Consider the following 25,196-nt stretch of genomic DNA (forward strand, 5'->3'; position numbering starts at 1 on the left):
GCCGAGGACGCCCGGCGGAATCGCTCCGGCGGGGAAGCCGCCGCCCGGACCGGCCACCACACCGTGCCCGCCGCCCGGCGTGCCGGTGCCGAGGGGGCCGGTGCCGAGGGGGCCGGTGCCGCTCGGCGGCGGGGCGAGGGTGCCGCCCTGCACGCTGGCCAGCCCGGTGGTCACCGGCACCTCGGGCCGGCTCGCCTTGGGGCCGTCGAACCCGGCCGGGACCGCGCCGCCGCCCGCGCCGTTCGGCGTCTGCTTCGCCGGCGGGTGCGCCGCGCTGCCGCCGGTCACCTGCACGTTCACGGGCGCCGGCGACGGGCTCGACGAGGGGTGCCTGGGCCAGTCGCCGGCCACGCCCCGCGGGTCGTAGCTCTCCCTGAGGACCCTGGCGTGGCCGTGGTAGTTGGCGGCCAGCTCGTCCATCACGATGACCGCCTCGACCTGGCGCTCCTTGCTCAGGGACAGGCTGCCCCGGTTGAGCTCCAGCGCCATGCGGGTGTCCATCTTGGGGTTGGCCATGTCCCGCTGGAACTGGCTGTCGTCGCCGGCGTCCAGCGCACTGTCGGCCGTGCCCGGTTCGGGGATCCTCGCCATGGCCTGCTTGGCCTCGCGCAGGTTGTGGGCGACGCCGTGCTCGGGCCCGGTGCCGCGGGTACCGACCAGGGTGCGCTCCACGACCCTCGCGTGCGCATACGTCCGGTCGATCTTCGCCAGGACCTTGGCCGCTTCCCTGCGGAACGCCTGGGCCGCCGAGCCCTCCCAGTGCGCCGAGGCGTGGTCGACGGCGTCCAGGAAGGACTTGCGGATGCCGCCGTGCCCGTCCTCGCCGCCGATCCGGTCGGCCGCGGAGCGCCAGTGCTGGCCCGACGACTCGATGGTCGCCGGGTTGGCGCTCTCGATCATCCGCCGGAGCTCGCCGATGCCGTGGTGCTGGAAGTCGGACGGAGAGCGCCGGGTGGGGGCGTGCCCCTTGAACGACGCGAGCTGCTGCTCGCGCTCCGCCTCCGCACGCTGCCGCTCCGCCGCCCTGGCGTTGCCGTACTCCTTCCGGGCGTCAGCCACGCCCGCCCCCCTTCGTCGTCACCCTCGCCGCCGCAACGGTGCGGCGTCAGCCGTCCATGGACTTGGTGGTGTGCTCCAGGTCCTCGTACGCGCCCCGGCTGGCCTCGGCCTTCTCCCCGAACTTGTGGAGGAGCTCCTGGAGCGCCGCAATGACCTGCGACATGTACTCCTGCATGTTGTCGTGGGCGCCGGCGAGTTCCCCCGCCTCCAGGAAATTGATCCCGAAGGCCGACTTCGGGATCGTCGTGCTGTACTTCACCTGCTGGCCAGGGTCGTCCATATCGCGCTGAAGGCGCCTGAGCTGGCGTACGACGCTGTCCAGCTCTTCGAGGTCGACCTTGAACTGCTCAGCCATTTCTGCCGCTCTCCCCGTTCCCCGCGCGCCCTTCTCGCTCCTTCGCACCGCCTCGCGGAGCCACCACGGTCAGGACACCGTAAAGACAATCCAGACTAGGGAGTTGGCGGTCCGAATAGCAAGATCGTAAGTCGTGAACTGTCCGATACATGGTGATTTCCGAATGCCCTCGACAGGCAGGTCGCCACCAAGCGTCCGCACGGCCCCCGCTCACCCACAGTCCTCTTACCCATCGCGGCGCGATCCGTAGCGCCCGGCGACCCGGCCGCTTCACCCAACCGGGCTGCACGGCAGATCCACTGACGAACCATCAGATTGCTGTTCGGGGAGCCGGCGGCCCGCCGTTCCGGACGGGCTTCCGGATCAGTGGTCGGCGGACTCCTGCTGCGCCGCCTCGCGACGGAGGGCGCGGACGCCGCGGAACCCGATCACGCCGATCGCCGTCCCCAGGAGAAAGGACACCACGGCGAGCAGCAGGTGAACCCAGAAGTACGCCGTCGGGTCACCCGCGGCGTTGAACGCAAGGCCGCTGGCGTCCTTCCAGAGATTCTTGGCGAAAGTGAACCAGATGCACCAGCTCCACACCCCGAAGGCGAGCAGGAACCAGGACACGGGGCGAGAGAGCTTCATGGGTTCCAGTATGGACAGCGGCTCCATCCGGCCGTCGGGAGGGGCACTCTTCCGTGGCATGCGGTCGGTGAGGCGGCTCAGGGCGGGTACGTTCACGGACGTGCCGTCGACCTTCTCTGCTTCCGCTGCGGGTGCCGCCTCCGGTCCCGACTCCGATTTCCCCCCGTCCGGCCGCCGGCCGGCCTCGTCCGCCGCCCCGCGGGTGACCCCGTACACGGCGTCACCCGCGGGTTCTCCCGCGCGGGCGGTCGCCGCGCTGGCGACGTCCGCGCTGCTGGTGTCGCCGCTGCTGACCGGTACCGCGCAGGCCCTCGCCAAGGACGGCAGGCAGCCGCCCAAGGCCCCCGTGCCGCCCGCGAAGATGTCGCAGGTCGGCGGGGACCGGCTGGGCCAGCCCGGCGTACAGGTACAGCCGAAGGCCGGGGCGCCGAAGCTCCCGGGGGCGGACGAGATCACCGCCCGTTCGTGGATCGTGTCGGACGCCGAGTCCGGCCAGGTGCTGGCCGCCAAGAACCCGCACTGGCAGCTCGCCCCGGCCAGCACGCTGAAGATGCTGTTCGCGGACACCGTGCTGCCGAAATTCCCGAAGACCACGAAATACACGGTCAAGCCGGCCGACCTGGCGGGAATGGGCGCGGGCAGCAGCCTCGTCGGAATAAAGGAGAACCTCACCTATACCGTCCACGATTTGTGGCTGGGGGTATTCCTGCGGTCCGGGAACGACGCGGTGCACACACTCTCCGCAATGAATGGCGGAACCGCGGCCACGGTCAAGGAGATGCAGCAGCGCGCAAAAGAGCTGAATGCGACCGATACGCATGTCGTCACCCCGGACGGATACGACGCGCCGGGGCAGGTGTCCAGCGCGTACGACCTGAGCCTTTTCGCGCGGGCCGGACTCCAGAACGCCGACTTCCGGGAGTACTGCTCCACCGCCAGCGCGCAATTCCCGGGCGACGAGGGAAAGGACGGGAAGCGGGCGACATTCGGGATCCAGAACACCAACCGGCTGCTCAGCGGGGATTACGACATCAAGCCGTATCCGGGGATCGCCGGGGTGAAGAACGGGTCGACGACCAATGCCGGGTCGACGTTCACCGGCGTCGCCCAGCACGGCGACCGCAAGCTCCTGGTGACGGTCATGAACCCGGAGAAGAAGGTCCACAACGAGGCGTACAAGGAGGCCGCGAAGCTCTTCGACTGGGGCTTCGCCGCGGACGGCAAGGTGGACCCGGTCGGCAACCTGGTCGGCCCGAAGGGCGCGAACGGCGGCAACGGCAGCGCGGACGACGGCAATCAGCGGACGCAGGCCGAACTGGACGCCGGCGGTTCGAGCGGCGCCTGGACCGCGGTGGGGATCGGCGGCGGGGCGCTGGTGCTGCTCGGCGCGCTCGCGGTCGCGGTACGGCGGCGGTGGCCGCTGGCGGCGGGACGGCGCGGCGGTGCGGAGGGTCCCGCGGACTCCGGGGGTTCCGGAGGTTCCGGGGGACCGGGAGGTTCCCGGGGCCGTCGGCGGAAGTGATCCGGCGGCGGCCGGAGCCCGCCCCGTCCGTGGCGCCGCGGGCGCTACGCGCCGGGGACGGGCTCCGGCTCCGTCCGCTGGGTCGCCGTCCAGGACGCGCAGAAGACCAGCAGCTTCGCGGTGAAGTTGATCCACAGGAGGAGCGCGATCGGGCTGCCGAACGCGCCGTACATGCTGCGCGCCGCGACGCCCCGCAGATAGCCGCTGAGCAGCAGCTTCAGCACCTCGAAGCCGATCGCGCCGATGAGGCCGGCGGTGATCACGGCGCGGCGCGGCGGATGTGCGCCGGGGAGCTTGGTCAGCACGTACACCAGCAGTACGAAGTCGGCGAGCACCGCGATGCAGAAGCCGGCGGCCGTCAGCAGGCCCCTGGCCGCGCCGCTCTCCGGCAGCCCTATCGCCGCGGCCGTCCTGCCGACCGCCGCGGACGCGAACGCCGAGCAGCCGACAGAGACCAGGGCGACCGCGCCGAGGCCGAGCAGCAGCGCACCGTCCCGGAGCTTGTCGAGGAAGAAGTTGCCCTTCTCGTCGGGCGCCTCCCATACGGCGCGCAGGCAGTCGCGCAGCGACCGGACCCAGCCCATGCCGGTGAAGAGCAGGATCGCACCGGCGATCAGCCCGACCGTGCCGGCGTTGTCGACCAGTCCGGCGATGTCGAGCTGCCGGGAGATGCCGGGGATCTGCTCGGCGAGCTTGGCCTCCAGCTTGTGGAGCTGCCCGTCGCTGAGGGCGGCGGCGCCGATCGCGGCGGCGACGGTGAGCAGCGGGAAGAGCGCGATGAAGCTGGTGAAGGTGATGGCGGCGGCGAGCCGGGTCCAGTGGACGCGGAGCATCCGCGCGTAGGCGCGCCAGAGATGGGTGGCGAGCAGCCGGTCGACGGCCGGGGCCAGCGACGGGCCGACGACGGGGAGCCGCGTCAGCCAGGCGAACGGGTTGCCCCCCTCGCCGGCCACCCGGTCCGCGCCCGACTCCCCGCCCGCGCCCGGCTGTTGCCGCCCGCCGGACCCGCCGTCCCCCGCGCCGTCCCCTCCGGCCTCCCCGTTCCCCCGCACACCCCGTACGCCCTTCATGCCCGCGTGGCCCTCCCATGGCAGGCGTCCCGGCCGATCCGGAACACTAGCCTCCGGGTACCCCAGAAGCGCAGGCATGTACCCAGCGCCATGCCGACTCCCGCACCCGAGACCACATCGGCGCGCGGCGACGTCAGGCCGAGCAGGTAGTGCGAGACGCCCAGGCAGAGAAGTTGGACCAGGGCGCCCGCCAGGTTCACCAGGACGAAGACGCCGAGCTGCCGCGGGCGGCTGTGGCCCGTGGCGGCCCCGCGGTAGGTGCCGGCGGCGTTGCCCGCGTAGGCGACCAGGCAGCCCGCGAGGAACGACAGCGTCTTCGCACACACCGGGCCGACCCCGGCCGCACCGCGCAGCCACACGAACAGGGCCAGATCGACGGCGTACGCGCAGCCGCCGGCGAGCGCGAAGCCGAACACCTCCGCCCACAGCCCACGGCGCAGGGGGGCGGCGGGCGGGCGGGGGGTGGGGCCGTTGCTCATACGTGGGCGACGGCCATCGCGTACACCGCGAGCCAGCCGAGGCCGATGGCGGCCAGGGCGCGGTCGCGGAGGAGTACGTCCTCGGGGGCGCCGGCCGTGCCCCGGTCGGCGAAGACCGCGTAGCGCAGGACGGCGAGGAGGAACGGCCCGATCGACAGCTGGCGCCAGGGCAGCGCGCCGGCGCCCGAACGGCCGCTCTCCAGGGCCCACAGGCAGTACGCGAGCACCGCGCAGCCGGCCGCCAGCTGCCAGACGAAGCGGAGGTAGCCCTCGGTGTACTCGCGCAGCAGGGCCCGGGTCTCGCCCTTCGCGCCGGCCATCCGGACCGCCTCGGAGTAGCGCTTGGCGGCGACCATGAACAGTGCGCCGAATCCCGCGGTGATCAGGAACCAGCGGGAGAGCGGGATCCGGAGCGCCAGTCCGCCGGCCATCGCGCGCATGAGGAAGCCGCTGGTGACGACGACGAGATCGACGACGAGGACGTGCTTGAGGCGGACGCAGTAGGCGAGTTGGATCACGACGTAGACGGCGATCAGCACCGCCGTGGCGGTGTTGCAGAGGACGGCGGTGGCGGCCGGGGCGAGCAGTGCGAGCAGTCCGCCGAGGGCGTAGGCGAGCGGGACGGGGACCTCGCCGGCGGCGACCGGGCGGTGGCACTTGTCGGGGTGGGCGCGGTCGGCGGCGGCGTCCCGGGCGTCGTTGATCAGGTAGACGGCGGCTGCGGCAGCGGTGAACAGGACGAAGACCAGCGCCAGTTGGGAGAGGGTGTGGAGGCGGAAGAGGCGGCCCGCGGCGGCCGGGGCGGCGGCCACCAGGACGTTCTTGATCCACTGGTGGGGGCGCGCGGTCCGCAGCAGGGCGAGCGGCAGGCGCAGCAGCCGGTGCGGGCGGGGGGCCCACGCGTCTCCGGGGGCGGCCGACGGATCGGGCTGCCGCGGCTGGTCCTTGAGGAGGGCGGTGCGTTCAGCCATGGGGGCCGCCGTGCGCCGCTCCGGGCCCCGGCGCCCCCGCCCCGGCCGCGCGCATCCATCCCGCGCCCAGCCGCGCGGTGAGCGCGCCGAGGGCGACGCCGGCCGCGACGTCGGTCGGGTAGTGGACGCCGGCCACCACCCGGGAGACGCAGACCGCGCCGGCCAGGACGGGCAGCGCGGTCCGCAGCCCGGCGCCGGTACGCGTACCGGCGGGGCCGAGGCCGCCCAGCGCGACGACGGCCGCGGCGGCCGAGGTGGCGTGGGCGCTGGGGAAGGAGTGGTCGCCCACCGTGCCGACGAGGGGCGGTCGGTCCGGGAGGCGGGGGCGGGGGCGGCGTACGGCCTGTTTGACGGCGGCGCCGGCCAGGTGGGCGGTGCCGATCAGGGCGGTGCCGCGCAACCAGGCGGCGCGCCGCGGCCGGTCGGCGGCGGCGCCCGCGAGTCCGGCGGCGAGCCAGAGCGCGCCGTGTTCGCCGATACGGGAGAGGGTGCGGGTGGCGGTCGCGATCCGCGGGTTCGTGCCGCAGTCGCGCAGGGCCAGGAGCAGGCGGTGGTCCATCCGGTCTCCATGAGGGCGTCGGCGGGTACGGGGCGTCGGCGGTATGGGGGCTCGGGCGGTACGGGTCTCGGCGGGACAGGCTCGGGCGGTACGGGTCTCGGAGGTACGGGTCTCGGCGGGCGGTGGTCTCTGGTCTCTTCCGACTGTCACTGCGCGGGGGCCGGGTTTCCCGGTGATTAGCCCATCCACGCCATTAATCACTCTTTTCGGAGCGAGTCGGAGAAACATGCGGATATCCGGGCGTATCCCTGAGGGTCCGCGGCACTACCGTCGCTGCCATGCCGCCACCCGACACCGCCTCCGTCCCCCTCACCGGCTGGGGCCGGACCGCCCCCACCGCGGCCCGGCTCGTGCGGCCCGGCTCGGCGGCCGAGGCGGTCGCCGCGGTGCGCGGCTGCGGCCCGCGCGGCGGCATCGCGCGCGGACTCGGCCGGGCGTACGGCGATGCCGCGCAGAACGCCGGCGGCACCGTCTGGGACATGACCGGCCTGGACCGCATCCGGTCCGTCGACGCGGAGGCGGGGGTGGTGGTCTGCGAGGCGGGGGTGAGCCTGCACCGGCTGATGCGGGTGCTGCTGCCGCTGGGATGGTTCGTGCCGGTCACGCCGGGGACCCGCTATGTGACCGTCGGCGGCGCCATCGGGGCCGACATCCACGGCAAGAACCATCACGTCGCGGGCTCCTTCTCGCGGCATGTGCGGTCCCTGGAGCTGCTCACCGCGGACGGCGAGGTCCGCACCGCGGCCCCGGGCTGCGACCTCTTCGCCGCCACCTGCGGCGGGATGGGCCTGACCGGCGTCATCCTCGCCGCGACCGTCCAACTCCTGCCCGTACAGACCTCGTTGATGACCGTGGACACCGAACGCGCCCGGGACCTGGACGATGTGATGGCCCGTCTGGACGCCGGGGACCACCGCTACCCCTACTCCGTCGCCTGGATCGACCTGCTGGCGCGCGGCCGGGCGCTGGGCCGGGCGGTCCTCACCCGCGGCGACCACGCACCGCCCGGCGCGCTGCCGCCGCGGGCCCGCCGCGATCCGCTCGCCTTCCGCCCGGTGCAGCTGCCGGCCGCCCCGCGGCATCTCCCGCGGGGGCTGGTCGGCCGACCGTCCGTCGCCCTCTTCAACGCGCTCTGGTACCGCACCGCCCCGCGCCGCCGCACCGGTGAGCTGCAAAAGCTCTCCGCCTTCTTCCACCCGCTGGACGGTCTGCCGCACTGGAACCGCGTCTACGGGCGCGGCGGCTTCGTCCAGTACCAGTTCGTCGTGCCGTACGGCCAGGAGGAGGCGCTGCGGCGGATCGTGCTGCGGATCGCGGGCCGGCGCTGCCCGTCCTTCCTCGCGGTCCTCAAGCGCTTCGGCGCCGCCGACCCGGGCTGGCTGTCGTTCCCGGCCCCGGGGTGGACGCTGGCGCTGGACGTCCCCGCCGGGCTGCCGGGCCTGGGCGGCTTCCTGGACGAGCTGGACGAGCGGGTCGCGGCGGCCGGCGGCCGGGTCTATCTGGCGAAGGACGCCCGGCTGCGGCCCGATCTGCTCGCCGCGATGTACCCCCGGCTCCCCGACTTCCGCGCGCTGCGCGCCGAGCTCGACCCGCGCGGGGTCTTCACCTCGGACCTCGCCCGCCGGCTCGGCATCGCCCACCGGCCGGGCTGTTAGCGGCAACGACGTCGGCACCCACCCGTGAGGACCCCTCCCATGAAAGACGCCTTCGGCAGCCCCCAGTCCCTCCTCGTCCTCGGCGGCACCTCCGAGATCGCGCTGGCCACCGCCGCCCGCCTCGCCGCCCGGCGCACCCGCACCGTCTGGCTGGCCGGGCGGCCCTCCCCCGCGCTGGAGGCGTCGGCCGGGCGGCTGCGCGCGCTGGGCGCACAGGTCCGTACGGTCCCGTTCGACGCGCTGGACACCGACCGCCACGAGGAGGTGCTCGGCAAGGTCTTCGCCGAGGGCGACCTCGACATGGTGCTGCTGGCGTTCGGTGTCCTCGGCGACCAGCCGCGCGACGAGCGGGAGCCGGCCGGCGCGGTCCGGGTCGCCGCCACCAACTACACCGGCGCGCTGTCCGCCGCGCTGATCTGCGGCCGGGCGCTGCGCCGGCAGGGCCATGGCTCTCTCGTGGTGCTGTCCTCGGTCGCCGGTGAGCGGGCCCGCCGCTCGAACTTCGTCTACGGCTCCAGCAAGGCGGGCCTGGACGCCCTCGCCCAGGGCCTCGGCGACTCGCTGCACGGCACCGGCGTCCACGTCCTGGTCGTGCGCCCCGGCTTCGTGCACACCAAGATGACGGCCGGGCTGCCCGCCGCGCCGCTGGCGACCACGCCGGAGGCGGTCGCCGAGGCGATCGAGCACGGGCTGCGGCGCCGGAGCGAGGTGGTGTGGGTGCCGGGGGTGCTGCGCTGTGTGATGTCGGTGCTGCGGCATGTGCCGCGGGCGGTGTTCCGCCGGCTGCCGCTGTGAGCCGGCCGGGGCGGGCGCCCGCTCAGCAGGAGGGCGCGGGCGGGCGCGAGAGGTCCGCCTCGCCGGCCTGCCGGGGCACCGCCACCGCGGGGCCGCCGGTGCTGCCGGCGCTGCCGAAGGGGTACTCGCGCTGGAGGCGCCAGACCTCGTCGGGGCCCTTCTCGTAGAGCGCGAAGCCGCCGACCGTCCAGGTGGCGGAGAAGTCGGCCAGCTCCGCCTGCGCGCGGTCCATGGCGTCCTCGGCGATGCCGTGGGCGACGGTGACGTGCGGGTGGTACGGGAACTGGAGCTCGCGGGCGCACGGCCCGGAGGCGGCGCGCACCCGGGCCTGGAGGGCGGTGCAACCGCTCACTCCCTCGGCCACCGTCACGAACACGACGGGCGAGAGCGGCCGGAAGGTGTCCGTGCCCTCCAGGCGCAGCGGGAAGGGGCGGCAGGCGGCGGCCACCTCGGCGAGGTGCTGCTCGATGCCGGGGAGGCCGGCGGCGTCGGCCTCGGTCGGCGGGAGGAGGGTGATGTGGGTGGGGATGCCGGAGGCGGCCGGGTCCCCGAAGCCCTCGCGCTTCCGCTGGAGGAAGCTGCCGTACGGCTCCGGGACCGCGAGCGAAACGCCGAGCGTGACGGTCCCCACTGCGTTCTCCCTCCTGACGTTCGCGGTGCGCCTCGTGTGCGGCGCCCACGCATTCTGCTCAGTGTGCCGGGGACGCACCTTACGCGGCGCGTCCCCGGCCCTGTCCTCTCGTCAGCGCTTGGCCGGCAGGAACCCGAGCCGGTCGTAGGCGGTGGCGAGGGTCTCGGCTGCCACCGCGCGGGCCTTCTCTGCGCCCTTGGCCAGGATCGTGTCCAGCGTCTCGGGGTCGTCCAGATATTCCCGCGTACGGTCCCGGAACGGTGTGACGAAGTCGACCATGACCTCTGCCAGGTCGGTCTTCAGCGCGCCGTACATCTTGCCCTCGTAGGAGCGCTCCAGCGACGGGATGTCCTGGCCGGTGAGGGTGGAGAGGATGGTGAGCAGGTTGCTGACGCCGGGCTTGGCCTCGCGGTCGAAGCGGATGACCGTGTCGGTGTCCGTGACGGCGCTCTTGATCTTCTTCGCGGTGACCTTGGGGTCGTCGAGGAGATCGACGATGCCCTTGGGCGAGGACGCCGACTTGCTCATCTTGATCGACGGGTCCTGGAGATCGAAGATCTTCGCCGTCTCCTTGACGATGTACGGGTTCGGCACCGTGAAGGTCGGGCCGAAGCGGGTGTTGAAGCGCTCCGCGAGGTCGCGGGTCAGCTCCAGGTGCTGGCGCTGGTCCTCGCCGACCGGGACCTGATCGGCCTGGTAGAGGAGGATGTCGGCGACCATCAGCACGGGGTAGGTGAACAGGCCGACCGTGGTGCGGTCCGCGCCCTGCTTGGCCGACTTGTCCTTGAACTGCGTCATCCGGGACGCCTCGCCGAAGCCGGTGACGCAGTTCATGACCCAGGCGAGCTGCGCGTGCTCGGGCACATGGCTCTGCACGAAGAGCGTGCAGCGCTCCGGGTCGAGGCCGGCGGCCAGCAACTGGGCAGCGGCGACGCGGGTGTTGCGGCGCAGCTCCGCCGGGTCCTGCGGCACGGTGATCGCATGCAGGTCGACGACCATGTAGAACGCGTCGTGGGACTCCTGCAACGCCACCCACTGGCGCACCGCACCGAGGTAGTTGCCGAGGTGGAAGGAGCCGGCCGTGGGCTGAATACCGGAGAGTACACGCGGGCGACGCTGCATGGCGGAGCCATTCCCCTGGGGGTGGTGGTGGGCGACGGGCGGGCGTTCGAGAGCCATGGCACCGATTGTCTCAGGTCCGCGGTACTCCCCGGCGTGCGGTGGCCGGGCCGCTCAGCCGGCGGTCACCGGGGTGCTCAGCCGGCGGTGGCCAGCCCGGGCGCCGGGTGGGCCGCCATCAGCTCCGCCACCTCCGTGCGGATCGCCGCCAGCGCCTCCTCGTCGCCCTTGGCGGCGGCTGAAACGCCCCGGTCGATCCACTCCGCGACCTGCGGCATCAGGTCGGTCCCCAGGCCGCGGGAGGTGAGCGAGGGGGTGCCGATCCGGATCCCGGACGGGTCGAAGGGCTTGCGGGGGTCGAACGGCACGGTGTTGTAGTTCACCACGATCCCGGCCCGGTCCAGCGCCTTGGCCGCGACCTTGCCCGGCACCTCCTTGGAGGTGAGGTCGATCAGCACCAGGTGGTTGTCGGTCCCGCCGGAGACCAGGTCGAAGCCGCGGGCCAGCAGCGCCTCGGCGAGCGCCTTGGCGTTGGCGACGACGGCGTGCGCGTAGTCCCGGAAGGAGGGGGCGGCGGCCTCGCGCAGGGCGACCGCGATGGCGGCGGTGGTGTGGTTGTGCGGGCCGCCCTGGAGGCCGGGGAAGACGGCCTTGTCGATGGCCTTGGCGTGCGAGGCGCGGGACATCAGCATGGCGCCGCGCGGGCCCCGCAGCGTCTTGTGGGTGGTGGTCGCGATCACGTCGGCGTGCGGGACGGGGGACGGGTGGGCGCCGCCCGCGACCAGGCCGGCGATATGGGCGATGTCGGCGACGAGCACCGCGTCGACCTCGCGGGCGATCTCGCCGAAGGCGGCGAAGTCGATGGTGCGCGGCACGGCCGTACCGCCACAGAAGATGATCTTCGGGCGTTCCGTGCGGGCCAGGTCGCGGACCTCGTCGAAGTCGATCCGCCCGGTGTCGGCGCGGACGCCGTACTGCACGCCGTTGAACCACGTCCCGGTCGCCGAGACGCCCCAGCCGTGCGTGAGGTGCCCGCCCATCGGCAGCGACATGCCGAGCACGGTGTCGCCGGGCGCGGCGAAGGCCAGGTAGGCGGCGAGGTTGGCGGGCGAGCCGGAGTACGGCTGGACGTTGGCGTGCTCGACGCCGAAGACGGCCTTGGCGCGCTCGACGGCCAGGGTCTCCACGAGGTCGATGTTCTGCTGGCCTTCGTAGTAGCGACGGCCGGCGTACCCCTCGCTGTACTTGTTCTGGAGGACGGTGCCGGTGGCCTCCAGCACGGCGGCCGAGACGTAGTTCTCGCTGGGGATCAGCCGCAGGGTGTCGGCCTGGAGCCGCTCCTCGGCGCCGATCAGCGCGGCGATTTCGGGATCGGCGGTGCACAGGGCGGGATGGGCGGGGGCAGGCAGCGCGGGATGGGCGGGGGCAGGCAGCGCGGGATGGGCGGGGGCAGGCAGCGCGGCGTGGGCAGGGGGATGTGCCGTCATGGCGTCCTCCGGGGCGATCGATCGGGTCGGTCGTGGTCCCGGGGTACCCAGGCGGGCGGCACCTCGTGTCTGTCGCCGCGCGCCGCTCCCTCGGGGTCGATTCCCCGTACGCCAGTCGCGGCGCGCACCGGGAAGTCTACGGGCTGCCCGCCCTGAGCGCTCGGGCCCGTACGGCCTGACCGGGCGCCCGGCCCGCCCGGCGGGAACAATGGGAAGGGGGCCGGAGCGCAGCTGCCCGTACCACCGCGCCGGCCCGCACGGCCTACCGAACGGAGTCCCCGTGACGTCCCCGGAAGAGATCATCGCCGCAGCCGAGGCCCACAGCGCACACAACTACCACCCGCTGCCCGTCGTCGTGGCCACGGCCGAGGGCGCCTGGATGACGGACGTGGCGGGCCGGCGCTATCTGGACCTGCTTGCCGGGTACTCCGCCCTGAACTTCGGGCACGGCAACCGCCGCCTGCTGGACGCCGCCCGCGCCCAGCTGGAGCGGGTCACCCTCACCTCCCGCGCCTTCCACCACGACCGCTTCGCCGACTTCTGCACCCAGCTCGCCGAGCTCTGCGGGATGGAACTCGTCCTGCCGATGAACACCGGCGCCGAGGCGGTGGAGACCGCGGTGAAGACGGCCCGCAAGTGGGGCTACCGGGTCAAGGGCGTCCCGGACGGCCGGGCGAAGATCATCGTCGCCGACAACAACTTCCACGGCCGCACCACGACCATCGTCTCCTTCTCCACCGACCCCGAGGCCCGCGCCGACTTCGGCCCGTACACCCCCGGCTTCGCGATCGTGCCGTACGGCGACCTGGCGGCGCTGGAGGCGGCGGTCGACGACGACACGGTGGCGGTGCTGCTGGAGCCCATCCAGGGCGAGGCGGGCGTTCTGGTCCCGCCGCCCGGCTATCTGGCGGGCGTGCGCGCGCTCACCCGGTCCCGGAACGTGCTCTTCGTCGCCGACGAGATCCAGTCCGGGCTGGGCCGCACTGGCAGGACCTTCGCCTGCGAGCACGAGGGCGTGGTGCCCGACATGTACGTGCTCGGGAAGGCGCTGGGCGGCGGGGTGTTGCCGGTGTCCGCGGTGGTGTCCTCCCGCGAGGTGCTCGGGGTGTTCCGGCCCGGCGAGCACGGCTCGACGTTCGGCGGCAACCCGCTCGCCTGCGCCGTGGCACTGGAGGTCATCGCGATCCTCCGCACCGGTGAATTCCAGCAGCGGGCAACGGAGTTGGGCGACCATCTGCACCGCGAACTGGCACCGCTGGTGGACAGCGGCGCGGTCGACGCGGTACGCGGGCGCGGCCTGTGGGCCGGGGTGGACATCAACCCGTCGCGCGGCGACGGCCGCACCGTCTCGGAACGGCTGCTGGCCCGCGGCGTCCTGGTCAAGGACACCCACGGCGCGACGATCCGGATCGCCCCGCCGCTGGTGATCAGCAAGGAGGACCTGGACTGGGGGCTGGGCCGGCTGCGGGAGGTGCTGGGGGTGTGACCGGGGCGGGCGGCCCCGGGAGCGGTGCCCTCACCGGCGTTCGGCGTGCCGGGGACTCGGACTGCCACGCCCCGGCCGACGACAGATCGAGCAGGGGAACGGGCATGGCGGAACCTCTCCGCCCGGCGGGAAGCAGGGGACCTGCGACCGGTCAACGGCCGCTGACCGGGGGGCTTCCTCACACTCCTGCGCTTCGGTCTCGTTGGTCATGCCCGCACCACCGACACCACGTCGTGGACCTCCCGCAGATGACGTCGCGCCAACACCCGGCAGTCGACTTCCTTGGTCCGGTCCCGGATCGATCGTGCCGTTGCCTCGGCAGACTTCAGCCGCTCGCAGTCTGCGCACTCATCCTGGTACGGCAGTGGCGGAGTAATCACCGCGCCACCTCCGCACCGTGCATCAGGCGAGGCCCGGCCTCGACGCCCACCACGAGCCACATCACGTCACGTTCGTCTTCAGTCGCCATGATCACCGCCTCCGATGTTCGCGCTCTCGGCGCTGGTAGTGCGAAGACCAAAGCGCGCTCGCTACCTGTTGAGCCAAACTTGATGCACACATCGCATACGCGTATGCACCGTGCGCATGTGGGCGCGGTTCAGCACAACGACGCACCTAGCGTCAGGAGGACCAGTCGGTGAATTGGTCGAAGCAGGCGACCAGGGACGCGTCACGAGAGGGCAACTATGGGCGAGTTATCCAGTTAGCCCGCAAGGAACTCGGCCTTACGCAACGCCAACTCGGGGAGGCATGCGGCATCACGCAGTCCGCAGTGTCGCGGCTCGAACAGCGGACAGCAGGCCCGTACAAGATGGACATCCTGGCGAGAGTCGCCGGACACCTGGGCATGCCCCCTCGTTTGGTCGGCCTGGCAGACGCTACAGCGGCACCCGCCGCACGATCAGATGGAAGAGATCCCGTGGAACGGCGCGAATTCCTGGCAGGAGCCGTTGCCGCAGCCGCAACTCCCGCCCTCGCCGCCATCCCGGCCACCGAGGGGGATTTCGGCCAAGCCGCCGCACTGAGCATGGCGACGACGGCCTTTCGCCGTATGGACGGATCGACTCCCTCCCGATATCTGGCCGAGGCGGTGCTCGCCCACCTTCGCCTTGTGCAAACAGTGGCAGCCGCGGTTGCTGATCACGAGCAACGCAGGCGATTGGCCGCGGTCGGCAGCGAAGCGGCGAGCTTGGCCGGGTGGCTCAGTTGGGACATGGATGACCATGGTTCGGCGCGCACCTGGTACGGCTCAGCGATCAAGGCAGCGCGGCGCGCCGGTAACGATCTGCTCACCGCCTACCAAGTGGGCAGCCTCGCGCAGCTGGAAGCCGACGTGGGCAACGCGGCCCCGGCACTGAACCTTACGAGGTCTGCACGTCGTCAACTCGGCGCCGACGCCCCCGCGATTGCCGAGGCATGGCTGGCCACGGTAGAGGCGTTGGCATACGCGGCAGCGGGAGAACAACGGTTGTGTGACCGAGCGCTGATGCGAAGCCGAGCGACGGCTGAGCAGATCGCAGTGGAGGAGCCCCCGCCGTGGCCATGGGTGTTCACCTTCAATGAGTCCAAGGTGGCAGCGTGCCGCCTGGCTTGTGGGGCGCGTCTGGGTCTACCGAAGTGGGTGTTCGGAACGTACGACGACACGGCGCCGCCTGGTTCGTCGGCACACGCCAAACAGCAAGCGCTCCGGCAATTGGATCTCGCTTCCGGGCATATGGCCGCCGGACGGCTGGAGGCCGGGTACGTCCTTGCGACCCAAGCCGTTGAAGCAGGACTGCGCTACCGTTCCGGTCGCGTGGTTGAACGCGCACGAGTCTTTCGGCGTGCGTACAGCTCCACGACACCGCCCAAGATCGTGCGGGACTTCGATGATCGGCTTCACGGCGTGTATCTGTGACGACGGAGAGGGACTGGCGTGCGCATCGGAATCACCGGCCATCGTGGCCTTCCAGTCGGGACCGCGGAACTGGTGAAGGGAGTCATCCGAGACATCGTGGCGAGGTACCCCACGGCTGACCTGGTGGGGGTGTCCTGCCTGGCTGACGGACCAGACGCATGGTTCGCGCAAGCGGTTCTCGACCACGGCGGCCGTGTGGAGATCGTCGTACCCGCGAAGAAGTACCGTGAGTCGCTACCGCAGTGGCACCACGCGCGCTACGACGACCTCATGCGCCGGGCGTCCGATGTGCACGAGACCGGACTGGCCGAGTCCGACGCCAACGCGCACATGGTCGGCAGTGAGATCCTCGTCGGCCTGATCGACGGGCTCATCGCGGTATGGGACGGTCAGCCGGCACGCGGCTACGGCGGTACCGCCGACGTGGTCGGCTACGCGGAGAGCGTCGGGGTGCCGGTCCAGATCATCTGGCCGGAGAGCGCGAGCCGAGACTGAGTCACCGCGGACCGGGCGTCGCGAGCGGCCCCCTACGGCCTCCCCCACGATCCCCCGTACAGTCTGTCCATGCTCCTCGGGATGATTTGCGCCCTCGCCTCCGCGGTGTGCTTCGGCACCGCCTCCGTGTTCCAGGCCGTGGCCGCGCGGGACACCTCCCCCGGCACCGGGTCGGGGGTGGACGCCCGGCTGCTGCTGCGGGTGCTGACCCAGTGGCGCTATCTGCTCGGGCTGACGCTGGACGGCCTGGGGTTCCTCCTGGAGCTGGTGGCGCTGCGGTCGCTGCCGATCTACACGGTCGGCGCGGCGCTGGCGGCCACCCTCGCGGTGACCGCGGTGGTCGCGGCGCCCCTCCTGGGCACGCGCCTGGCGCGCGCCGAGTGGCTCGCGGTGGCGGTGGTCTGCGGCGGCCTGGCGTTGCTGGCGCTGTCGTCCGGCGCCGAGGGTCATCTGCGGGGTACCTCCGGGCTGCGGATCGGGGTGCTGGTCTTCGCGGTCGCCGTACTGGCCTCCGGCGCGCTGGCCGGCCGCCTGCCGGACCGCGCCCGTGCGGCGGCGCTGGGCCTCGGCGCGGGCTTCGGCTTCGGCGTCGTCGAGGTCGCGGTACGCCTCATCGACGGCTTCGCGCCGCTCGACCTCCTCACCAACCCCGCGACCTACGCCCTGGTGGTCGGCGGCGGCGCCGCCTTCCTCCTGCTGACCACCGCCTTCCAGCGCGGCTCGGTCACCGCCGCGACCGCGGGCATGGTGATCGGCGAGACCCTCGGCCCGGCGCTGGTCGGCGTCGCCTGGCTCGGCGACCGCACCCGCGCGGGCCTGGCCCCGCTCGCCGTGGCCGGCTTCGCGCTGGCGGTGGCCGGCGCCCTGGCCCTGGCCCGCTTCGGCGAGGCCCCGGCGGCGGAGGAGACGGAGACCGAGGCCGAGGAGGCGGAGGCGGAGCAGCGCGGGTCCGGGGACGTGGCCAGGGGCACGGGCGAAGGCGAGCCGGGGCCGGTGGTGACGGAGACCCCGTAGCGGGACGCCCGAAGCGGCGCGCCTGTAGCCGCGCGCCCGTAGGGGGACGGCCCCGGAGAAGTACCCCGTGGGCCGTTCCGGCGGTGCGCCCCCTAGGCTGGCGCGCACCCAGGTACTTCGCTCGCCGACCGAAGGACGATGACGACACCGTGGACGACGCAGATGACGCCATATCCGAACTCAGCGCCGTACCAGGCAGGTTGACCGACGAGCTGACGGTGCGCCACCCCGTGCCGGCGGACCATGCGCGCCTCCAGGTGGCGCTGGCCGGCTGGTGGGGCGGGCTCGGCGGACAGGCCGGCGCGCCGCAACGGCAGCTGCTGGTACCGCGGTTGTTCCTCCAGCACTTCGCCGGCACGAGCTTCCTCGTCGAGCGGCCCGACGGGACGCTGCACGCGTTCCTGATCGGGTTCCTGTCGCAGACGGACCCGGACACCGCGTACATCCACTTCGCGGGGGTGTGCCCGGACGGGAAGCGCGGCGGCGTCGGCAGCGCCCTCTACCGGCGCTTCTTCGCCCTCGCCCGGGAGGCCGGACGGACCCGGGTCCGCTGCATCACCAGCCCCGACAACCGCGATTCGATCGCGTATCACACCCGGATGGGGTTCCGGCTGGAGCCGGGCGACCGGACCGGGGACGACGGGGTTCCGGTGCACGCGGACTACGACGGTCCGGGGCTCGACCGGGTGTCGTTCGTACGGGAGCTGTGAGCGGCGGGCGCGCCCGCACCAGGGGACCTGGGGACCTGAGCCGTCACCGGCGGGCCGCGGGCCGGGGGCCGGGGGTGTAGCGCGCCACCGCAGGTCGCCGGGGCCGGCTACTCCTCCGGCGGCAGCGCCCGCAGCAGCGCGTCCAGGACCTGGGCGAAGGAGTGGTCCGGCGGCCGTCCGTAGGAGATGACCAGCGCGTCGCGGGGGACGGCGGGCGCCGCCGGGTCCGCGAAGCCGGCCAGGCCCTGGACGGCCAGCCCCTGCCACTGGGCGGCCTGGACGATGGACTGCTCGGTGCCGGGCGGGAGTTCGAGCACCGCGTGCATCCCGGCGGCGATCCCCGAGACGTGCAGATGCGGGGCGTGTGCGGCCAGCGCGGCCACCAGCTGGTCGCGGCGCCGCCGGTAGCGCAGCCGCATCCCGCGCAGATGCCGGTCGTACGCCCCGGACGACAGGAAATCGGCGAGGGTGAGCTGGTCCAGCGAGCCGGACTGCCACTCGCCGGTCGCCTTGACGGCCAGCACCCGGTCGACGAGCCGGTCCGGCACGACCATCCAGGCCAGCCGCAGCGCCGGGGCCAGGCTCTTGCTCGCGGTGCCCAGGTAGACGACGTGGTCGGGGTCCAGGCCCTGGAGGGCGCCGACCGGCTGGCGGTCGTAGCGGAACTCGCCGTCGTAGTCGTCCTCCAGGATGTAACCCCCGGTGGCGCGCGCCCAGTTGACGGCGGCAGCCCGGCGGTCCGGGTGCAGCGGTACGCCGGTGGGGAACTGGTGGGCGGGGGTGAGCAGGGCCGCGCGGACGCCGTCGAGGGACGCCAACCGCCCGGTGTCCGCGCCGTGTTCGTCCACCGGGAGGGGGACGGTGCCGAGCCCGGCGCGGGTGATGACGTCGCGGTGGAAGGGGAGGCCGTAGGACTCGACGGCGACGCGGGCGTCGGCCTCGCCACCGTCGCCGGCGTCGGCGTCGGCGCCCATGCCCGCGCCGGCGTCGCCGCCGTCGTCGCGCAGCGCGCGGCTGAGCAGCCCCAGCCCCTGCATGAACCCCGCACAGACGATGATCCGCTCCGGGTCGGCCCGTACGCCGCGCGCGCGGGCCAGATAGTCGGCGAGCACCGTCCGCAGCTCCGGGCGGCCGGCCGCGGTGCCGTAGCCGAACGCCTCGCTGGGGGCGGCCGACAGCGCCCGGCGGGCGGCGGCCAGCCAGGCGGTGCGCGGGAAGGAGGCGACGTCCGGGGTGCCCGGGGTGAGGTCGAGGCGCGGCGCGGCGGCGGGGTGCCGCGGGCCGGCCGCCCGGACCGGAGCACGGCGGGCCGCCGGGGTGCCGGCGGCCGGCAGCGCCCTCCCCCGGGCCCCGTCCCGGTGCGGGTCCCCCCGGCGGTGGCTGGGGGAGCACCCCCAGGCGACCCGGGTGCCGGAGCCCTGGCGGGCGCTGAGCCAGCCCTCGGCGACCAGCTCGGCGTAGGCGTCGGCGACGGTGTTGCGGGCGATGCCGAGGTCGGCGGCGAGCGACCGGGAGGACGGCAGTCGGGTGCCGGGGACCAGCCGCCCGGACCGTACGGCGTCGCGCAGCGCGCCCATCAGGGAGGCCCGCAGCCCGCCCGGACCGCTGAGGTCCAGATGCAGATCCCGCCCGGAAGTGGCCCGCGAATTCTCCATGGAAGTGGACCATACCTCTGCGCCACTCGCGCCGTAGCGTCGTACCCATGACGAACCCGGACGCATCATCCGCATCACCGGCCACCGCCGGCACGAACCATGGGCACGGCCCCCGTATGCGGTGGGCCCAGCTCGCGCCCGAGGCGTTCAAGGCCATGATCGCGCTGGACGCCGCCGCCAAGAAGGGCCTGGACCCGGTCCTGGTCGAGCTGGTCAGGATCCGCGCCTCGCAGCTCAACAAGTGCGCCTTCTGCCTCGACATGCACATCACCGACGCCCGCAAGGCCGGGGAGACCGAGGAGCGCATCCACCTCCTCAACGCCTGGGAGGAGGCGGCCGGTTACTACTCCGAGCGGGAGCGGGCCGCCCTGGCGCTCACCGAGGCCGTCACGGTCCTCACCGACGGCTTCGTCCCCGACGCCGTCTACGACCGCGCCGCCACCCACTTCACCGAGCCCGAGCTCGCCCGGCTGATCGCCCTGATCACCACCATCAACGCCTGGAACCGCTTCGGCGTGACCACGCGCATGACCCCGGGGCAGGGGTGACCCGATGAGCCACCGCATGAAGGTCTGGGGCCTGCTGCCCGAGTTCGGCAGGGCCCAGCTCAAGCTCACCACGGCCGCGAAGAAGGGCCTGGGCGACCCGGTCCTGGTGGAGCTGGTCGTGCTGCGCGCCTCGCAGGTCAACCGGTGCGCGTTCTGCATCGACATGCATGTGAGGAACCTCCGCGAGGCCGGGGTGAGCCCGCGGCGGATCGACCTGCTGCCCGCATGGGAGGAGGCCGGCGACCTCTACTCCGAGCGGGAGCGGGCCGCCCTGGCGCTCACCGAGGCCGTCACGGTGCTCACCGACGGCCACGTGCCCGACGCCGTCTACGACCGCGCCGCCGCCCACTTCACCGAGTCCGAACTGGCCCATCTGATCGCGGTGATCGTCGCGATCAACAACTGGAACCGGGTCAATGTCACGGTGCGCCAGCCCCCCGGGGAGGAGCTGTGACCGCCGGCACCGGGCCCGCCGGGGCCGCGGCGCTGCGCGCCCTCCACCACGGCCGGCAGCCGGACGATCCGCTGGTCCTCCCCACCGTGTGGGACGCCGCGGCAGCCCGGGTCTTCGCCGACGCCGGGTTCCCCGCCCTCGCGACACCGAGCGCGGGCATCGCCGCGTCCCTCGGCTACGCGGACGGCGAGACTCCGGCCGACGAGATGTTCGCGGCGATCGCCCGGATCGTACGGGCCGTGGACGTGCCGGTGACGGCGGACGTGGAGGCCGGATTCGGGCTGTCCGCAAAGGAGTTGGTGGACCGCCTCGCGGAGGCCGGGGCGGTCGGCTGCAACCTGGAGGACTCCGACCACGCCTCGGGCGCCCTCCGCGACCCGCGGCGGCAGGCGGAGTGGCTGGCGGAGGTACGCGCCGTGGCCGGCGACGCCCTGGTCGTCAACGCGCGGGTCGACACCTTCCTGCGCGGCGACACCGGCACCGCGGCGGCCGTCGAGCGCGCCCGCCTGTACACCGAGGCCGGCGCCGACTGCATCTACCCCATCCTGGCGCCGCCCGCGCTGCTGCCCGAACTGTCCGCGGCCATCGCCCTGCCGCTCAACGCGATGGCCCGGTCCGACGGCCCCTCCCCCCGCGAACTGGGCGCCCTGGGCGCGGCCCGGATCACCTTCGGCGGCGGTCTCCAACGTCAGGCGACGGCGACGCTGGCGCTGGTGGCGAAGCGGCTGCGGGACGGCAACTGACGCCGGGAGCCCAGGGGTTGGCGGGCCGGGGAACCCTGATCCGTCTCGGGGTCACCCCCTCCGGAGGATGACGTCCGACGCGATCGCAGGATGACGTCCGAATCGACAAGAAGAACAGGGCACGCCAGGCTCTCTTCACCTGCCGGAACTGCGGCGTCGTTGCGCACGCGGACCGGAACGCTTCCCGCAACATCGCCCGGAAGGGGGAGGCTGCGTGGACTGCGGGGCGTGAGTCACGCGTCCCTGCCACCCCATAGGGGTGTCTGGACGGAGGAGCCCACCCAGCAGCCAGTTGGGCACTACCTCCAAGCCCGGTCCTTTAGGACCGGGTCAAGTTGACCTTCGCCGGGGAGACCGCGGGCAAGGTGTGCGGACAGGCCGCCGACGCGGCGTTCACCGACGTGCCCGGCACCCTCCGGGAGCTCGCCGACCCGGCCTGATGTCCGCGTCGGCGGGCGCGGCCGTCGCCCTTACGATGAGCCATGCTTTCCCTCGTCGTGGCCCCCTGGCGGTGCCCCCCGGTGGTCCTGCGCAACGCGGACGTCCCGCACGAAGCGGCCAGCACCATGAAGGTCGCCGTGCTGGCCGCCCTGCACCGCAGCGGGCAGGACCTGGACCGGCGGATCCCCGTGGTCAACCGCTTCGCCTCCGCCGCGGGCGGCACCTTCGCCAACTCCCGGTCCGGCGACAGCGATCCGGAGCCCTGGGAACTGCTGGGCGGTACCGCGTCGCTGCGCTGGCTCGCCGGGCGGATGGTCAGCCACTCCTCCAACCTGGCGACCAACCTCTGCCTGGCCCACGTGGGCCGGGAGGCGGTGGCCGAGGTGTGGCGGCGGGCCGGCGCGTCCGCCGCCACCGACACCCCGCGCGGCGTCGAGGACCAGCCGGCCCGCGCCGCCGGCATCTTCAACCGGGTCACCGCACACGACCTGGTCCGGCTGCTGGAGTCGCTGGAGCCGGAGGTGCTGGGCCTGCTGGAGGACAACGCCCACGGGGTGGACCTGGCCGCGGGCCTGCCGCCCGGCACCCGGCTGGCCAGCAAGAACGGCTGGATCACGGGCGTGCGGAACTGCGTCGCCGTCGTCCACCCGCCCGACGCCGCCCCGTACGCCCTCGCGGTCTGCTACACCGGCCCGCTCGCCAACGGGCAGGACACCGGTGACCCGGCCGCCCGGCTGCTGGCCCGCCTCTCGGCCCGCGTCTGGCGGGCGCGGCACGGGCTGACGACGTGAACCGGCCGGTGCACCGGGCCCCCGCGGGCCCGGTGCACCGGCCGCCTCCGGCCGCCTACTGCTGGCCGGCGAACTTCTGGCTCATGGTGGTGAAGACCTCCTGCGCCTCCGGGCCCAGGTGCGGGCCGGCCAGCCAGGTGTGCGGGCTGTTGCTGATGGAGGTGTTGGACACCAGGGTCAGCTTGCCGCCGCGGTTGACGAACCAGCCGCCGCCGGACGAACCGCCGGTCATCGTGCAGCCGATGCGGTCCATGGGGGGCATGTCCCGCTCCATGGTGAGGCGGTCGGGCCGGTCCAGGCAGCTCAGCATCCGCGCGCCGTCGTAGGGAGCCGCGGCCGGGTAGCCGAACGCCTTCAGCGAGCTGATGCCGTCCGCGTACGGGGAGTTGAACCAGATCTGGGCGGCGGCGCCGACGGTCTCCTCAAGGGACTTGCCGCTGCCGTTCTCCGGCTTGACGTGCATCACGGCGAAGTCGTAGACGGAGCCGCCGTTGCCGTGCTCACCGCCCATGCTGATCCACTGGTTGGACGTGTTGACCCAGTCGGCCCAGAACTTGCCGTACGGCGTGATCTGCGTGGACGGCGTGTTGCCGACCTGGTTCGCCGGCACGCCGTTGTCGTTGTACGAGGGGACGAAGACGATGTTGCGCATCCAGCCGCCCTGCTTGCCGGTGTGGACGCAGTGGCCGGCGGTCCAGACGAGGTTGGACTTCCCGGGGTGCGCCGGATCCTCGACGATCGTGCCGGAGCAGACCATCGGGCCCTTGGGGCTGTCGAAGAAGATCTTGCCGATCGGGGCCATGTTGCGGTGGTACGGGCGGCCGACCTCCTGGGCGGTGACAGCCGCCTTCGGCTCCGGGGCGGGGACATCGGACTGGCCGCCCAGAGCGGCGTCCTGTACGCCGACTTCCGGTGCGGCCTTGGCCTGGGCCAGCCGCTCCGGCTTCCACCGGTCCTTGATGATCGGGTTGGCGAAGTCCTGCGCCTTACGCGCCCACTTGTCCCAGTTCTTCCAGCCGCCGTCCTTCCACTTCTTCAGGTCGTCGATGCTGGTCGGCAGGCCGCCCGGGTGCCTCTGGCCGGCGGACGAACTGCCGGGTGCGGCCGAGGCGTTGTTGTCGGTGGGGCCGCAGGCGGTGGCGGTGAGCGCGAGCAGCGCGGCCGTCGCGGCGGCGGCTGCGGTGGAACGGCGGATACGGGACCGGGACGATATGGATCGCGTGGGTTGATCGGACGGCTTGGACAGCATGGAGCGTTCCCCCCTGGTACGGACCGGCGCCCGTGGTGCGCGCCGTTTCTGTCATGCCCCTGTAGGAGCTGCGCTCTACTATGCCGTCACGGCACGGCGGCGGGGCAGCGGGGGTGGCGGCCCGCCGGTCAGGCGCGGTGCACCCGCGGATCGCGGCGCGCGACGGCGTGCGCCGGCCCCCGCGGTCCCGCGCCGGCGCCCACCGCGACCCCGGCACCGGCACCGGCACCGGTGCTGACCGCGTGCCGGAACTCCTCGATCTGCTCGCGGGTCGGGTACCACTTCTTGTCGCAGCGGTGGCACCACCACCGCCAGTTGTCCCAGTGCAGTTCGGTGGTCGTGGTGTCTCTCCACAACGGGTCGTCGCAGTCGGGGGTGGGGCACTTCGGCAGCGGCAGCGGCATGGTCCCAGCCTGGGCCGCCCGCAGCTGCCCGGTGGTGCGCCACGTGGCGCACCATCCGATCGGGTGAGGCCCCTTCTGCCGGGGTGACGGACCGGCTCCGCAGGGGTGCAACCGGCCGAGTGCGGGCTGCGGAACGGCCCGCGGCGGCACCGGAAGATCGTCCGCCCCGTCCCGCACCCCCGGGCACCGCGTGCGGCGGCCCGGAGCGGAAATGCGATCACGGGTGATCGGCGCTGCGATGGAGGCATGGCCACGACCAGACAGGTCGCGATGCGACTGCACCGCGTCTTCGAATACACCTGTGACCGCATGCCCTCGGCGACCGCGCTGGAGTGCGGGCAGCACACCCTGACGTACGCCGAACTCGACGCGCGGGCCAACCGGATCGCGCACCGGCTCCGCGGTCTCGGCATCGGTCCGGGAGCGCGGGTGGCGATCCTGGTGCCGCGGTCGGTGGACATGTACGCGTCGCTGCTGGGGGTGGGCAAGGCGGACGCCGCGTTCGTACCGATCGATCCGTCGGCGCCGGCGGACCGGGTCGCCTTCATCGCGGCGGACGCCGGGGTGGACGCGGTGCTGGCGACCGCGCGGACGGCGGCGCGGTTGACCGGCCTCGGGGAGCACACGCGGGTGGTCCGCCTCGACGCGGACCGCGGCGCGGGCGGGGACGCGCTGGCCTTCCTGCCGACCACCCGGCCGGCCCCGGCCGCACCCCGGGAACCGGGCGCGCCGGCCGACCCGGCGATCCGGACCGCCCCCGGCGACCCGCTCGCCTACATCATGTACACCTCGGGATCGAGCGGGCGCCCCAAGGGCGTGGCGATCGCCCACTCCAGCATCTGCAACTTCCTCGGCCTCGTCCCGGACATCTACGACGTGCGGCCGGACGACCGGGTCTACCAGGGCATGACCATCTCCTTCGACTTCTCCATCGAGGAGATCTGGCCGACCTGGGCGGTGGGCGCCGCCCTCGTCGC

Annotated in this window: 27 protein-coding genes and 1 riboswitch; of the genes, 14 read left to right on the forward strand and 13 right to left on the reverse strand. The window is 73.2% G+C overall.

Annotation, left to right across the window (positions count from 1 at the left end; genetic code table 11):
* The 3 genes from IEZ17_RS27025 to IEZ17_RS27035 form a co-directional block, all read right to left on the reverse strand.
* A partial coding sequence (locus IEZ17_RS27025) for a hypothetical protein (protein WP_189304500.1) occupies positions 1 to 1,059 on the reverse strand: 1,059 nt, incomplete at its 3' end.
* Between the two features lie 46 nt (positions 1,060 to 1,105).
* Positions 1,106 to 1,414: a hypothetical protein gene (locus tag IEZ17_RS27030; protein WP_189304502.1), complete on the reverse strand. Its 309-nt coding sequence runs from the start codon at positions 1,412 to 1,414 to the stop codon at positions 1,106 to 1,108.
* A gap of 363 nt (positions 1,415 to 1,777) precedes the next feature.
* A complete protein-coding gene (locus tag IEZ17_RS27035; protein WP_189304504.1) occupies positions 1,778 to 2,044 on the reverse strand; it encodes an SCO4848 family membrane protein in 267 nt (88 codons plus the stop codon).
* 58 nt (positions 2,045 to 2,102) lie between these two features.
* On the opposite strand from IEZ17_RS27035, the gene IEZ17_RS27040 reads away from it, so the two are divergent.
* On the forward strand, positions 2,103 to 3,566 hold the full coding sequence (locus IEZ17_RS27040) for a D-alanyl-D-alanine carboxypeptidase family protein (protein ID WP_506005262.1): 1,464 nt from the start codon (positions 2,103 to 2,105) through the stop codon (positions 3,564 to 3,566).
* A 44-nt stretch (positions 3,567 to 3,610) separates the two neighbouring features.
* Here the strand turns inward: IEZ17_RS27040 and IEZ17_RS27045 are convergent, their stop codons facing one another.
* From IEZ17_RS27045 to IEZ17_RS27060, 4 genes are read right to left on the reverse strand one after another with little or no spacing between them, the layout of a single operon-like run.
* Positions 3,611 to 4,636 (reverse strand): YihY/virulence factor BrkB family protein, encoded by a 1,026-nt coding sequence (locus tag IEZ17_RS27045; protein WP_189304508.1) that lies wholly within the window; start codon positions 4,634 to 4,636, stop codon positions 3,611 to 3,613.
* The gene (locus tag IEZ17_RS27050; RefSeq protein WP_189304510.1) at positions 4,633 to 5,115 is read right to left on the reverse strand and encodes a GtrA family protein; all 483 of its coding nucleotides are present in this window, start codon (positions 5,113 to 5,115) and stop codon (positions 4,633 to 4,635) included. The genes IEZ17_RS27045 and IEZ17_RS27050 overlap by 4 nt, the downstream gene beginning before the upstream one ends.
* Entirely contained in the window at positions 5,112 to 6,086 is a 975-nt protein-coding gene (locus IEZ17_RS27055; protein ID WP_189304512.1) for a decaprenyl-phosphate phosphoribosyltransferase, read from the reverse strand. Before IEZ17_RS27055 ends, IEZ17_RS27050 begins: the two co-directional genes overlap by 4 nt.
* Positions 6,079 to 6,645: a phosphatase PAP2 family protein gene (locus tag IEZ17_RS27060; protein WP_189304514.1), complete on the reverse strand. Its 567-nt coding sequence runs from the start codon at positions 6,643 to 6,645 to the stop codon at positions 6,079 to 6,081. The genes IEZ17_RS27055 and IEZ17_RS27060 overlap by 8 nt, the downstream gene beginning before the upstream one ends.
* Positions 6,646 to 6,923: 278 nt before the next feature.
* On the opposite strand from IEZ17_RS27060, the gene dprE1 reads away from it, so the two are divergent.
* Entirely contained in the window at positions 6,924 to 8,300 is a 1,377-nt protein-coding gene (gene dprE1, locus IEZ17_RS27065) for a decaprenylphosphoryl-beta-D-ribose oxidase (RefSeq protein ID WP_189304516.1), read from the forward strand.
* A 39-nt stretch (positions 8,301 to 8,339) separates the two neighbouring features.
* On the forward strand, positions 8,340 to 9,095 hold the full coding sequence (dprE2, locus tag IEZ17_RS27070) for a decaprenylphospho-beta-D-erythro-pentofuranosid-2-ulose 2-reductase (RefSeq protein ID WP_189304518.1): 756 nt from the start codon (positions 8,340 to 8,342) through the stop codon (positions 9,093 to 9,095).
* Between the two features lie 22 nt (positions 9,096 to 9,117).
* On the opposite strand, the gene IEZ17_RS27075 is transcribed toward dprE2, so the two are convergent.
* The 3 genes from IEZ17_RS27075 to glyA form a co-directional block, all read right to left on the reverse strand.
* A complete protein-coding gene (locus IEZ17_RS27075; RefSeq protein ID WP_189304521.1) occupies positions 9,118 to 9,726 on the reverse strand; it encodes a 2'-5' RNA ligase family protein in 609 nt (202 codons plus the stop codon).
* 111 nt (positions 9,727 to 9,837) lie between these two features.
* Positions 9,838 to 10,848, reverse strand: a complete 1,011-nt coding sequence (gene trpS / locus IEZ17_RS27080) for a tryptophan--tRNA ligase (RefSeq protein ID WP_189304657.1) — start codon at positions 10,846 to 10,848, stop codon at positions 9,838 to 9,840.
* Positions 10,849 to 10,982: 134 nt separating this feature from the next.
* Entirely contained in the window at positions 10,983 to 12,332 is a 1,350-nt protein-coding gene (gene glyA, locus IEZ17_RS27085; RefSeq protein ID WP_229852689.1) for a serine hydroxymethyltransferase, read from the reverse strand.
* Between the two features lie 38 nt (positions 12,333 to 12,370).
* Positions 12,371 to 12,461: riboswitch (ZMP/ZTP riboswitch) on the reverse strand.
* Positions 12,462 to 12,612: 151 nt separating this feature from the next.
* Here glyA and rocD point away from each other — a divergent pair.
* The 5 genes from rocD to IEZ17_RS27110 all read left to right on the forward strand — a co-directional run bounded on the left by rocD (position 12,613) and on the right by IEZ17_RS27110 (position 17,934).
* Positions 12,613 to 13,818 (forward strand): ornithine--oxo-acid transaminase, encoded by a 1,206-nt coding sequence (rocD, locus tag IEZ17_RS27090; protein WP_189304523.1) that lies wholly within the window; start codon positions 12,613 to 12,615, stop codon positions 13,816 to 13,818.
* 637 nt (positions 13,819 to 14,455) lie between these two features.
* Positions 14,456 to 15,715, forward strand: coding sequence for a helix-turn-helix domain-containing protein (locus IEZ17_RS27095; RefSeq protein ID WP_189304525.1), 1,260 nt, complete (start codon positions 14,456 to 14,458; stop codon positions 15,713 to 15,715).
* Positions 15,716 to 15,733: 18 nt separating this feature from the next.
* Positions 15,734 to 16,210: a hypothetical protein gene (locus IEZ17_RS27100; RefSeq protein WP_189304527.1), complete on the forward strand. Its 477-nt coding sequence runs from the start codon at positions 15,734 to 15,736 to the stop codon at positions 16,208 to 16,210.
* A gap of 69 nt (positions 16,211 to 16,279) precedes the next feature.
* Complete coding sequence (locus tag IEZ17_RS27105; protein ID WP_229852691.1) at positions 16,280 to 17,224, forward strand: hypothetical protein; 945 nt, start codon at positions 16,280 to 16,282, stop codon at positions 17,222 to 17,224.
* 149 nt (positions 17,225 to 17,373) lie between these two features.
* On the forward strand, positions 17,374 to 17,934 hold the full coding sequence (locus tag IEZ17_RS27110) for a GNAT family N-acetyltransferase (protein ID WP_229852692.1): 561 nt from the start codon (positions 17,374 to 17,376) through the stop codon (positions 17,932 to 17,934).
* Positions 17,935 to 18,041: 107 nt separating this feature from the next.
* Here the strand turns inward: IEZ17_RS27110 and pdxR are convergent, their stop codons facing one another.
* Entirely contained in the window at positions 18,042 to 19,589 is a 1,548-nt protein-coding gene (gene pdxR / locus IEZ17_RS27115) for a MocR-like pyridoxine biosynthesis transcription factor PdxR (protein ID WP_189304529.1), read from the reverse strand.
* 47 nt (positions 19,590 to 19,636) lie between these two features.
* Here pdxR and IEZ17_RS27120 point away from each other — a divergent pair, with 47 nt between their 5' ends.
* From IEZ17_RS27120 to IEZ17_RS27140, 5 genes are all read left to right on the forward strand, one after another.
* On the forward strand, positions 19,637 to 20,137 hold the full coding sequence (locus IEZ17_RS27120) for a carboxymuconolactone decarboxylase family protein (RefSeq protein ID WP_189304531.1): 501 nt from the start codon (positions 19,637 to 19,639) through the stop codon (positions 20,135 to 20,137).
* Positions 20,138 to 20,141: 4 nt separating this feature from the next.
* Positions 20,142 to 20,591 carry a carboxymuconolactone decarboxylase family protein gene (locus IEZ17_RS27125; RefSeq protein WP_189304533.1) on the forward strand — a complete coding sequence of 150 codons (450 nt, stop codon included), beginning with the start codon at positions 20,142 to 20,144 and terminating at the stop codon, positions 20,589 to 20,591.
* Positions 20,588 to 21,334, forward strand: a complete 747-nt coding sequence (locus tag IEZ17_RS27130) for an isocitrate lyase/PEP mutase family protein (protein WP_189304535.1) — start codon at positions 20,588 to 20,590, stop codon at positions 21,332 to 21,334. The genes IEZ17_RS27125 and IEZ17_RS27130 overlap by 4 nt, the downstream gene beginning before the upstream one ends.
* 101 nt (positions 21,335 to 21,435) lie before the next feature.
* Positions 21,436 to 21,591, forward strand: a complete 156-nt coding sequence (locus IEZ17_RS27135) for a zinc ribbon domain-containing protein (RefSeq protein WP_373299953.1) — start codon at positions 21,436 to 21,438, stop codon at positions 21,589 to 21,591.
* 225 nt (positions 21,592 to 21,816) lie between these two features.
* Positions 21,817 to 22,566: a serine hydrolase gene (locus tag IEZ17_RS27140; protein WP_189304537.1), complete on the forward strand. Its 750-nt coding sequence runs from the start codon at positions 21,817 to 21,819 to the stop codon at positions 22,564 to 22,566.
* Between the two features lie 55 nt (positions 22,567 to 22,621).
* Here the strand turns inward: IEZ17_RS27140 and IEZ17_RS27145 are convergent, their stop codons facing one another.
* Positions 22,622 to 23,815 (reverse strand): trypsin-like serine peptidase, encoded by a 1,194-nt coding sequence (locus IEZ17_RS27145; protein WP_189304539.1) that lies wholly within the window; start codon positions 23,813 to 23,815, stop codon positions 22,622 to 22,624.
* A 128-nt stretch (positions 23,816 to 23,943) separates the two neighbouring features.
* The gene (locus IEZ17_RS27150; protein WP_189304692.1) at positions 23,944 to 24,219 is read right to left on the reverse strand and encodes a hypothetical protein; all 276 of its coding nucleotides are present in this window, start codon (positions 24,217 to 24,219) and stop codon (positions 23,944 to 23,946) included.
* Positions 24,220 to 24,465: 246 nt separating this feature from the next.
* On the opposite strand from IEZ17_RS27150, the gene IEZ17_RS42895 reads away from it, so the two are divergent.
* On the forward strand, positions 24,466 to 25,196 hold a 731-nt coding region (locus IEZ17_RS42895), incomplete at its 3' end, for an AMP-binding protein (RefSeq protein WP_229852693.1).

The sequence above is a fragment of the Streptomyces albospinus genome (assembly GCF_014648695.1).
Classification (GTDB): Bacteria; Actinomycetota; Actinomycetes; order Streptomycetales; family Streptomycetaceae; genus Streptomyces; species Streptomyces albospinus.